The organism is Pseudomonas sp. (assembly GCF_030696055.1).
In the GTDB taxonomy this organism is placed as follows: Bacteria; Pseudomonadota; Gammaproteobacteria; order Pseudomonadales; family Pseudomonadaceae; genus Aquipseudomonas.
The window spans coordinates 1-9,386 of sequence record NZ_JAUYNP010000176.1 but is presented as its reverse complement, the minus strand read 5'-3'; the positions used below and the strand labels follow the sequence as shown (position 1 = coordinate 9,386).

Sequence of the window (9,386 nt, the reverse complement as noted above, 5' to 3'; positions counted from 1 at the left end):
AAAGTGATCCTGTTCGATGAGCCGACCTCGGCGCTCGACCCGGAGATGGTACAAGAAGTGCTTAATGTGATCCGCGCGCTCGCCGAGGAAGGTCGCACTATGCTGCTGGTGACCCATGAGATGGGTTTTGCCCGTCAGGTCTCCAGCGAAGTGGTGTTCCTGCATCAGGGTTTGGTTGAAGAACAGGGTTCGCCCGCGCAGGTGTTCGACAACCCCAATTCGGCACGCTGCAAACAATTCATGTCCAGCAATCACTAAACACGGAGCTACGACGCATGCAGAACTATAAGAAAATCCTGCTGGCCGCTGCCGCCACCCTGGCCTTCAGTGCCAGCGCTGGTGCCGCGGAGAAACTGAAAATAGGCACCGAGGGCGCTTACCCACCCTTTAACCTGATCGACGCCAGCGGCCAGGTCGGCGGCTTCGATGTGGAAATCGGCCAGGCCCTGTGCGCCAAGATGAAAGCCGAGTGTGAAGTGGTCACCTCCGACTGGGACGGCATCATCCCGGCCCTCAACGCGAAGAAATTCGACTTCCTGGTCGCCTCCATGTCGATCACCGAAGAGCGCAAGGCCGCGGTCGATTTCACCGAACCCTACTACACCAACAAGCTGCAGTTTATCGCGCCCAAAGGCGGTGACTTCAAGACCGACAAGGCCAGCCTGAAAGGCAAGGTGATAGGTGCGCAGCGCGCCACCATCGCCGGCACCTGGCTGGAAGACAACCTGAACGACGTGGTCGATATCAAGCTGTACGACACCCAGGAAAACGCCTACCTCGACCTCTCCTCGGGCCGCCTCGATGGCGTGCTGGCGGACACCTTCGTCAACTGGGAATGGCTGAAGAGCGATGCCGGCAAGGGCTTCGAGTTCAAGGGCGACCCGGTCTTCGACAACGACAAGATCGGCATCGCCGTGCGTAAAGACGACGCCCTGCGCGACAAGCTGAACGCCGCGTTGAAAGAAATCGTGGCCGACGGCACCTACAAGAAGATCAACGACAAGTACTTCCCCTTCAGCATCTACTAAGCAGCCGGCACTGCGTCGCCCTCCGGGCGGCGCAGGCTTCTGAGCGCCCCATGACTCTCGACCTCTATGGATTCGGCCCAGCCCTGGCCGCCGGCACCCTAATGACCATCAAGCTGGCGCTTAGCGCGCTCAGCCTGGGTCTGGTGCTCGGTTTGCTCGGCGCATTGGCCAAGACTTCGCCGTACAAGCCGCTGCAATGGCTGGGCGGCACCTATTCGACCCTGGTGCGCGGCATCCCCGAACTGCTCTGGGTACTGCTGATCTATTTCGGCACCGTGCAGCTGATGCGCAACCTGGCCGACCTGCTGGGCATCGAAAGCCTCGAGCTGAATGCCTTCGCCGCCGGCACCATCGCCCTCGGCCTGTGTTTCGGCGCCTACGCCACCGAGGTGTTTCGCGGCGCCATCCTGGCCATCCCCAGGGGCCATCGCGAAGCGGGTCAGGCCCTGGGCCTGTCCAAGCCACGGATATTCTGGCGCTTGATCCTGCCGCAGATGTGGCGCATCGCCCTGCCCGGCCTGGGCAACCTGTTTATGATTTTGATGAAGGACACCGCCCTGGTGTCGGTCATCGGCCTCGAGGAAATCATGCGACGCTCGCAAATCGCCGTCACCTCGAGCAAAGAACCCTTTACCTTTTTCCTGGTCGCGGCCTTTATCTACCTGGGCCTGACCATACTTGCCATGATCGGCCTGTACTTCCTCGAGAAGCGCTCCAGCCGCGGCTTTATCAGGAGCGCGGGATGAACTGGGAAATAATCCTCAAGTGGCTGCCACGCCTGGCCGAAGGTGCGGTACTGACCTTGGAGCTGGTGGCCTTCGCGGTCGTCGCCGGGCTGATCCTGGCCATTCCCATGGGCATCGCCCGCGCCTCCCGGCATTGGTATGTGCGCGCGCTGCCCTACGGTTACATCTTCTTCTTCCGTGGCACGCCGCTGCTGGTGCAGCTGTTTCTGGTCTATTACGGCCTGGCCCAGTTCGACCTGGTGCGCGAGGGCCCGCTCTGGCCCTACCTGCGCTCGCCGTACTGGTGCGCGATCCTGACCATGACCCTGCACACCGCCGCCTATATCGCCGAGATTCTGCGCGGCGCCATCCAGGCCGTGCCGCCAGGCGAAGTCGAAGCGGCCCGCGCCCTGGGCATGTCCCGGGCCCAGGCCATGTTCTATATCATCCTGCCGCGGGCCGCGCGCATCGGCCTGCCGGCCTACAGCAATGAAGTGATTCTGATGCTCAAGGCCAGCTCCCTGGCCAGTACCGTCACCCTGCTGGAGTTGACCGGCATGGCGCGCACCATCATCGCGCGCACCTACCTGCCGGTGGAGATCTTCTTCGCCGCCGGCATGTTCTACCTGCTGATCGCCTTTATCCTGGTGCGCGGCTTCAGGGTGCTGGAAGGCTGGCTGAGGGTCGACGCCTGCCAGGGCCGCTAAGCGAACGAGGGCCGATCCGCCCTCGCTCAACCTGCGCAGATGCCAAACCCATGCATGCTAAACCCCTAAGCGGCACTGCTCTGCTGCAACGCTTTCGCGCCCTGGACAGCTTCCTGAGCGAACACCAGGGCCTGTGGCGCCCACGGCCCTTCGTGCATTTCCCGGCACTGCCCTGGGAAGCCGAGCACCCGCAACTGGCGGCCTGGCTGAAGGCACAGAGCCTGGAGCAGGCCGAAGCCGCGCATAACCAGCCACACCTGCTAGTCGCACCCGCGCCCTTCCCACAGCTGGCGGCGCAAGCCACTGCCCTGAGCCAAGTTGCCGAACTACCACATAGGCCGTCCGCAGAACCGCCGGCACGCTTGAGCGCGGCCGTGCCGGGGCGCAAATGGCAGCAGATCCAGGCATTCGCCAGCAGCCTGCAATTTGCCCAAGCGCCGCAACACTGGCTCGACTGGTGCGCCGGCAAAGGCCACCTGGGGCGCTTGCTGGCGAGCAGCGGCGGCGCGCTAAGCTGTTGGGAATACGACCCGCAGCTGGTACAGAGCGGCCAGCAACTTAGCCAGAAACTCGGCCTCAGCGCGCAGCATATCGAGCAGGATGTGCTGGCGGCCGATGCTGCTGAGCAACTCAAGGCCACACACACACCTGTGGCTCTGCACGCCTGCGGCGACCTGCACACGCGCCTGTTGCAACTGGCCAGCCAGGCCGGCTGCCGACAACTGGCCGTCGCCCCCTGCTGCTATAACCGCATCGGCACGCCGAGCTACCAGGCGCTGTCGACAATCGCCCAGGCGTCATCCTTGCAACTGTCGCTGGATGACCTGGCCCTGCCGCTGAGCGAAACCGTCACCGCCGGCGCCCGGGTCCGCCGCCAGCGCGACCAGTCGATGGCCTGGCGCCTGGCCTTCGACCTGCTGCAACGTCAACTGCGCGGCAGCGACGACTATCTGCCGACGCCCTCACTGCCCCCAGCCTGGCTGCACAAGAGCTTTGCCGACTACTGCAGCGACCTGGCAGCCCTCAAGCAACTGCCGGCGCCCGCCACGCAAGACTGGGACAAGCTGCAAAGCCTCGGCTGGCAACGCCTGGCCCAGGTGCGCAACCTGGAACTGCTGCGCGGCTTGTTCCGCCGCCCACTGGAACTCTGGCTGCTGCTGGATCGCGCGCTCTACCTGGAAGAGCAAGGCTATCGCGTGCGTCTCGGCAGCTTCTGCCCCAGCCAGCTGACCCCACGCAACCTGCTGTTACTGGCCGAACGCGACTGAGTTGCCCACAGCATCTGTGGATAACTCTGTTAATAGATTCTGAGCAGAACCCTGCAAGGCCCAGCATTTCAGCCGGCGAAAGCCCTGAGCATTTTTTGATCTAAAAATAAATTTAATAAAAACAGCTAGTTAAACAATAGCGTGAGATCGCGCACAAAATCCGCGCGACGCTCTGGTAGCGGCCGTGCGCTTGTGCATAAAGATTTTCCTGCTGATAACAAAGCCTGGGTAGAACAGCACGCAGATGGCTTTACTCGGGCCAACGAATGGATATAATGGCCGCCCTTAAGTGCCGGTATAGCTCAGCTGGTAGAGCAACTGACTTGTAATCAGTAGGTCCCGAGTTCGATTCTTGGTGCCGGCACCATCTAATTTCAAAGGCTCGCAGCGATGCGGGCCTTTGTTGTTTCTGCGCCCCGGAAAGTCTTGCTACGCGTTGAGCGCGGCTTGTGTGTGCTGCCGCCAGCAAGTAAAAGAAACGTCTGACTGGTTATCTCAATGGAGAGGGCATCGACCCCATGCGCATCCTGATCACCGGCGGGGCCGGGTTTATCGGTTCGGCGCTGATTCGTCATCTGCTGAACAATACCGAGCATCAGGTATTCAACCTCGACAAGCTGACCTACGCCGGCAATCTCGAATCCCTGGCCAGTGTGGCCCACAGCCCGCGCTATCAATTTCTCCAGGCCGATATCGCCGACAGTGTGCGGGTCAGCCAGGCATTGGCCGAGTTCCAGCCGGATGCCATCATGCACCTGGCCGCCGAATCCCATGTCGACCGCTCCATCGACGGCCCGGCGGCTTTTATCCAGACCAATATAGTCGGCACCTATGCCTTGCTCGAGGCCGCCCGCGCCTATTGGCTGCAGTTGGACGAGATGCGCAAGCAGGCCTTTCGCTTTCACCATATTTCCACCGACGAGGTGTATGGCGACCTGCACGGCGTCGATGAGCTGTTCACCGAGAGCACGCCCTATGCGCCCAGCTCGCCCTATTCGGCCAGCAAGGCGGCGTCCGATCACTTGGTGCGCGCCTGGCAGCGCACCTATGGCTTGCCGGTGCTGATCAGCAACTGCTCGAACAACTACGGCCCCTATCACTTCCCGGAAAAGCTGATTCCGCTGGTGATACTCAACGCCCTGGCGGGTAAGGCGCTGCCGGTGTATGGCAACGGCCAACAGGTGCGTGACTGGCTGTATGTCGAGGACCACGCCCGCGCCCTGCTCAAGGTGGTGACCGCGGGCAAGGTCGGCGAGACCTACAATATCGGCGGGCATAACCAGCAGAAAAACCTGCAGGTAGTCGAGAGCATCTGCACGCTGCTGGATGAATTGGCCCCCCGCCAGAGCGGCTCCTATAAAGAGCAGATCAGCTTCGTCGCCGATCGCCCCGGCCATGATCAGCGCTACGCCATAGATGCCGGCAAGATCGAACGCGAACTGGGTTGGACGCCCGAGGAAAGCTTCGAAAGCGGCCTGCGCAAGACAGTGCGCTGGTATCTGCATAACCTCGATTGGTGCCGGCGCGTGCAGGACGGTAGCTATCAAGGCGAACGTTTGGGCGCCCTCAAGGAGCATGGCGTATGAAAGGTATAGTCCTCGCCGGCGGCTCCGGCACCCGCCTACACCCCATCACCCTGGGCGTGTCCAAGCAGCTGCTGCCGATCTACGACAAGCCGATGATCTATTACCCGATCTCGGTGCTGATGCTGGCCGGCATCCGCGAGATCCTGATCATCTCCACCCCGGAAGACCTGCCCAACTTCCAGAAGATGCTCGGCGATGGCAGCCAGTTCGGCCTGCACTTCGCCTATGCCGAGCAGCCTTCGCCGGATGGCCTGGCCCAGGCCTTTCTGCTCGGCGAGCGATTTATCGGCACGGATTCGGTGTGCCTGATCCTCGGCGACAATATCTTCCACGGCCAACACTTCACCGAGAAACTCCTGCGCGCCGCGGCCGAACCCAGCGGCGCGACGGTGTTTGGCTACTGGGTCAAAGACCCGCAGCGCTTCGGCGTGGTCGAGTTCGACGGCGATGGCCGGGCCATTTCCATCGAGGAAAAACCGGCCCAGCCCAAGTCCAGCTATGCGGTGACCGGCCTGTATTTCTACGACAACCAGGTGATAGAAATCGCCAAGGCGGTCAAACCCTCCAGCCGCGGCGAGCTGGAGATCACCGACGTCAACAACGCCTACCTGCAACGCGGCGACCTGCGTGTGGAGCGTTTCGGCCGCGGCTTCGCCTGGCTCGACACCGGCACCCATGACAGCCTGCTGGAGGCCTCGCAGTACGTGCAGACCATCGAGCATCGCCAGGGTCTGAAGGTCGCCTGCCTGGAGGAGATCGCCTACCAGCACGGCTGGATCGACCGCGAGCAGTTGCTCAAGCAAGCCAAGGCCTTCGGCAAGACCGGTTACGGCCAGTACCTCTACGGCCTGGCCGAGGACTAAGCATGCGGGCGATTGCCACAGAGCTGAGCGATGTACTGATTCTCGAGCCCAAGGTGTTCGGCGACGAACGCGGCTTCTTCTTCGAGAGTTTCAATGCCCGCGCCTTCGAGCAGGCCACCGGCCTCACGCGCGAGTTCGTCCAGGACAACCACTCCGGCTCCCAGCGCGGCGTGCTGCGTGGCCTGCATTATCAGCTGCAGCAACCCCAGGGCAAGCTGGTGCGGGTGACCGCCGGCGCGGTGTATGACGTGGCGGTGGACCTGCGCCACGGCTCGGCGACCTTTGGCCGCTGGACCGGCGTGCACCTGTCCGCGGAGAACAGGCGCCAGCTGTGGGTACCCGAGGGTTTCGCCCATGGTTTTCTGGTGCTCAGCGAGTTCGCCGAATTCCTCTACAAGACCACCGCCTACTACGCCCCCGAGCATGAGCGCTGCATCCGCTGGGACGACCCGACGCTGGGTATCGACTGGCCGCTGGCTGGAGCGCCGCAGCTGTCGGCCAAGGATCAGGCCGGCTGCACCTTCGCCGCGGCCGAGTGCTTTGCGTGAGGATTCTTCTGCTCGGCCAGCACGGCCAGGTCAGCCGCGAGCTGCAATCGCGCCTGCAGGGCCAGGCCGAGCTGCTCGTCCTCGGCAGCGCGCAGCTGGATCTGCGCCAGCCGCAACAGATTCGCCAGCAGCTGCGCAGCCTGCGCCCCGCCTTGATCATCAATGCCGCCGCCCATACCGCCGTCGACCAGGCCGAGAGCGAACCCGAGCAGGCCTTCGCCATCAATGCCACGGCGCCGGGAATTATCGCCGAGGAAGCCGCCGACCTCGGCGCGCCCTTGATCCACTATTCCACCGACTATGTGTTCGATGGCCGCAAGGCCTCGCCCTATGCCGAGGACGATGCGCCCAACCCGCTCAGCGTCTATGGCCGCAGCAAGCTGGCCGGCGAGCAGGCGATTGCGGCGGTGGGCGGCGCGCATCTGATTCTGCGCACCAGCTGGGTCTACTCGCGGCACGGGCGCAACTTCCTATTGACCATGCAACGCCTGCTGCAGGAGCGCGACAGCCTCAGCGTGGTGGCCGACCAGATGGGCGCGCCGACCTGGGCCGGCACTATCGCCCGGGCCACCGGCCAGTTGCTCCAGCACTGGCAAGCAGGCCGGGCCGGCCCCTGGGGTATTTACCACCTGACGGCCTTGGGCGAGACCAGCTGGTTTGGCTTCGCCAGCGCCATAGCCGCGCAGTTGCAGGCCCAAGGCAAGCCCGTGGCCGCGCTGCAGGCCATCCCCAGCAGCGCCTACCCGACCCCGGCGCAGCGCCCGCTCAACTCGCGCCTGGACTGTGCGCGCCTGCAGCGCGACTGGCAGATCCAGCTGCCCAGCTGGCAGACAGCCCTGGCCGAGTGCCTTAGCGAGCCAGGTTAGCGAGCTGTCTAAACCTTGAAACGCTAAGCCTTAAAGCGCTGGATCTGCTGCTGCAGCCCGGCGGCCAACTGGGCCAGGTCACGGCTGGCCAGCGAGCTCTGCTCGGCACCGTTGACCACCTCGCCGATGCTGTCGTTAAGGCTGCTGATGTTCTGGCTGATCTCGTTGGCCACCGCCGTCTGCTCTTCGGTGGCGGTAGAGATCTGCGCATTGCCATCGGCTATGCCTTCGATGGCATGAACTATATGGCTGAGCACTTCGCCGGCCTCGCGGGCATGGCTGACGCTGTTCTGCGCCTGCTCGCGGGACAGCTGCATGGCGCTCACCGCGCTGCGCGCGCCGCCCTGCAAGGCATCGATCATGCCGCGAATCGACTCGGTGGCCTTCTGCGTATTGCTGGCCAGGCTGCGCACCTCATCGGCCACCACGGCAAAACCGCGCCCGGCCTCGCCAGCCCGCGCCGCCTCGATGGCGGCATTCAGCGCCAGCAGGTTGGTCTGCTCGGCGATGCTCTGGATCACCCCCAGCACCTTGCTGATCTCGTCGCTCTGGCTATGCAGGGTATCTATCACCCCGCCGGCCTTGTCCACCGAAGCGGACAGCCCCTCGATGGCCTTGAGATTGGACTGCACCAACGCGCTGCCCTGGCGCGCCTCCTGGTTGGCATCCGTGGCAGTGCTCGCGGTGCTCTGGGCGTTGCGCGCAACTTCCTGCACCGCCACGCTCATCTGATGCACGGCGGTGGCGACCATGCTGGTCTGGTCGCCCTGGGCGGCGGCGACCCGACTGACCTGGGCACTGATGGCGCTCATTTCCTCGGAGGCCGAGGCCAACTGGGTCGCCGTATCGGTCAGATGGCGGATCAAGGCCTGCTGGTGTTCGAGCAGGGTATTGAAGGCCCGCGCCGTATCGGACACCTCATCGCGGCCGCTGATATCGGCGCGCAGGGTCAGGTTGGAGGACTGCTGCACCTCGCTGATCACCGCGCGCAAGGCGGACAGCGGACGAATGATCGACAGGCTGATCGCCAGCGCCGCGCCGAGCAACAGGATCAAGGCCACCGCGCCGATCAGCAGAAAGCTGTTGCGGATCGAACGGTATTGCGCCTGCGCCTCGTCATTGAGCTTCACCCCCTCGTCCAGTTGCAGCTTGATCAACGCCTCCAGCTCGCCGCCCAGCGGATCGATGGCGCCGTACAGGCGCTCGTTGAAACTCTTCGCTTCCTGGGCGCGCAGCTTGCCGCTATCGACCTCGCCGAGCAGCTCGTCGGTCAGCCGATTGGCCTGGGCGAACATCGACTCGATGCGCCGCACTCGCGTGGTCTCCTCGCGAGTCAGCTGGGTCGAGGTATAGGCGCGCCAGGCCTGGTCGGTGCGCTGGCGGGCGTCGCGGAAGTTCTGGCGGAAGGTGGCCTCGTCGAACACCCCGGCGCGGTACTTGTGCGAGGCATCGACGATGCTCACCGCATAGGCGTCGGAGATGATCTTGAGCTGGCTGATCGGCTGCATGCGATCGGTGAACAGCTCTTCGAAGCTCTGATTGAGGCGGCTGGCATTGCTCAGGGCCATGGCGATCACCACGACCAGCACCAGCAAGGGCACCACGGCCAACAACAACAGCCGTGCGCGAACGGTTAATTGAGCCAGCATTGAGGTATCTCCTCGGACAGACAAGCGCAGGCTGTCCATGCGGGGCGCAACCGGGTGGCTCGACGGATCCTGAGCGCCACCCAACGACTAGAGTATTGACCATGGCGCAGAGTTTGCCCGGTTATTGCATCAGGGCCTGCCGAGCC

Annotated in this window: 8 protein-coding genes, 1 tRNA gene and 3 pseudogenes; 10 read left to right on the top strand and 2 right to left on the bottom strand. The window is 63.5% G+C overall.

All coding sequences use genetic code 11. The features are described from left to right. From Q8Q83_RS10445 to rfbD, 10 genes and pseudogenes are all read left to right on the top strand, one after another. Positions 1-258 (top strand): annotated as a pseudogene (locus Q8Q83_RS10445) (ATP-binding protein); the annotation flags it as partial. A 17-nt stretch (positions 259-275) separates the two neighbouring features. Further along, complete coding sequence (locus tag Q8Q83_RS10440; protein WP_305623469.1) at positions 276-1,028, top strand: ABC transporter substrate-binding protein; 753 nt, start codon at positions 276-278, stop codon at positions 1,026-1,028. A gap of 50 nt (positions 1,029-1,078) precedes the next feature. Next, on the top strand, positions 1,079-1,774 hold the full coding sequence (locus tag Q8Q83_RS10435; protein WP_305623468.1) for an ABC transporter permease: 696 nt from the start codon (positions 1,079-1,081) through the stop codon (positions 1,772-1,774). Continuing rightward, on the top strand, positions 1,771-2,460 hold the full coding sequence (locus tag Q8Q83_RS10430) for an ABC transporter permease (RefSeq protein ID WP_305623466.1): 690 nt from the start codon (positions 1,771-1,773) through the stop codon (positions 2,458-2,460). The genes Q8Q83_RS10435 and Q8Q83_RS10430 overlap by 4 nt, the downstream gene beginning before the upstream one ends. A 50-nt stretch (positions 2,461-2,510) precedes the next feature. Continuing rightward, the gene (locus tag Q8Q83_RS10425; protein ID WP_305623465.1) at positions 2,511-3,728 is read left to right on the top strand and encodes a methyltransferase; all 1,218 of its coding nucleotides are present in this window, start codon (positions 2,511-2,513) and stop codon (positions 3,726-3,728) included. Positions 3,729-4,019: 291 nt separating this feature from the next. Next, positions 4,020-4,095 (top strand) — tRNA-Thr (locus Q8Q83_RS10420). A 151-nt stretch (positions 4,096-4,246) separates the two neighbouring features. Beyond that, positions 4,247-5,314 (top strand): dTDP-glucose 4,6-dehydratase, encoded by a 1,068-nt coding sequence (rfbB, locus tag Q8Q83_RS10415; RefSeq protein WP_305623463.1) that lies wholly within the window; start codon positions 4,247-4,249, stop codon positions 5,312-5,314. Continuing rightward, positions 5,311-6,177, top strand: coding sequence for a glucose-1-phosphate thymidylyltransferase RfbA (rfbA, locus tag Q8Q83_RS10410; protein WP_305623462.1), 867 nt, complete (start codon positions 5,311-5,313; stop codon positions 6,175-6,177). The genes rfbB and rfbA overlap by 4 nt, the downstream gene beginning before the upstream one ends. A 2-nt stretch (positions 6,178-6,179) precedes the next feature. Continuing rightward, on the top strand, positions 6,180-6,725 hold the full coding sequence (gene rfbC, locus Q8Q83_RS10405) for a dTDP-4-dehydrorhamnose 3,5-epimerase (RefSeq protein ID WP_305623460.1): 546 nt from the start codon (positions 6,180-6,182) through the stop codon (positions 6,723-6,725). Further along, entirely contained in the window at positions 6,722-7,591 is an 870-nt protein-coding gene (rfbD, locus tag Q8Q83_RS10400; RefSeq protein ID WP_305623458.1) for a dTDP-4-dehydrorhamnose reductase, read from the top strand. Before rfbC ends, rfbD begins: the two co-directional genes overlap by 4 nt. A 23-nt stretch (positions 7,592-7,614) precedes the next feature. Here the strand turns inward: rfbD and Q8Q83_RS20235 are convergent. Next, positions 7,615-8,208 (bottom strand): annotated as a pseudogene (locus Q8Q83_RS20235) (methyl-accepting chemotaxis protein); the annotation flags it as partial. Between the two features lie 270 nt (positions 8,209-8,478). After that, positions 8,479-9,240 (bottom strand): annotated as a pseudogene (locus Q8Q83_RS20230) (MCP four helix bundle domain-containing protein); the annotation flags it as partial. Positions 9,241-9,386 lie beyond the last annotated feature (146 nt).

Coding starts and splice junctions, on each gene's coding strand:
- Q8Q83_RS10440 (WP_305623469.1), top strand. CDS start 276: ATGCAGAACTATAAGAAAATCCTGCTGGCCGCTGCCGCCACCCTGGCC.
- Q8Q83_RS10435 (WP_305623468.1), top strand. CDS start 1,079: ATGACTCTCGACCTCTATGGATTCGGCCCAGCCCTGGCCGCCGGCACC.
- Q8Q83_RS10430 (WP_305623466.1), top strand. CDS start 1,771: ATGAACTGGGAAATAATCCTCAAGTGGCTGCCACGCCTGGCCGAAGGT.
- Q8Q83_RS10425 (WP_305623465.1), top strand. CDS start 2,511: ATGCATGCTAAACCCCTAAGCGGCACTGCTCTGCTGCAACGCTTTCGC.
- rfbB (WP_305623463.1), top strand. CDS start 4,247: ATGCGCATCCTGATCACCGGCGGGGCCGGGTTTATCGGTTCGGCGCTG.
- rfbA (WP_305623462.1), top strand. CDS start 5,311: ATGAAAGGTATAGTCCTCGCCGGCGGCTCCGGCACCCGCCTACACCCC.
- rfbC (WP_305623460.1), top strand. CDS start 6,180: ATGCGGGCGATTGCCACAGAGCTGAGCGATGTACTGATTCTCGAGCCC.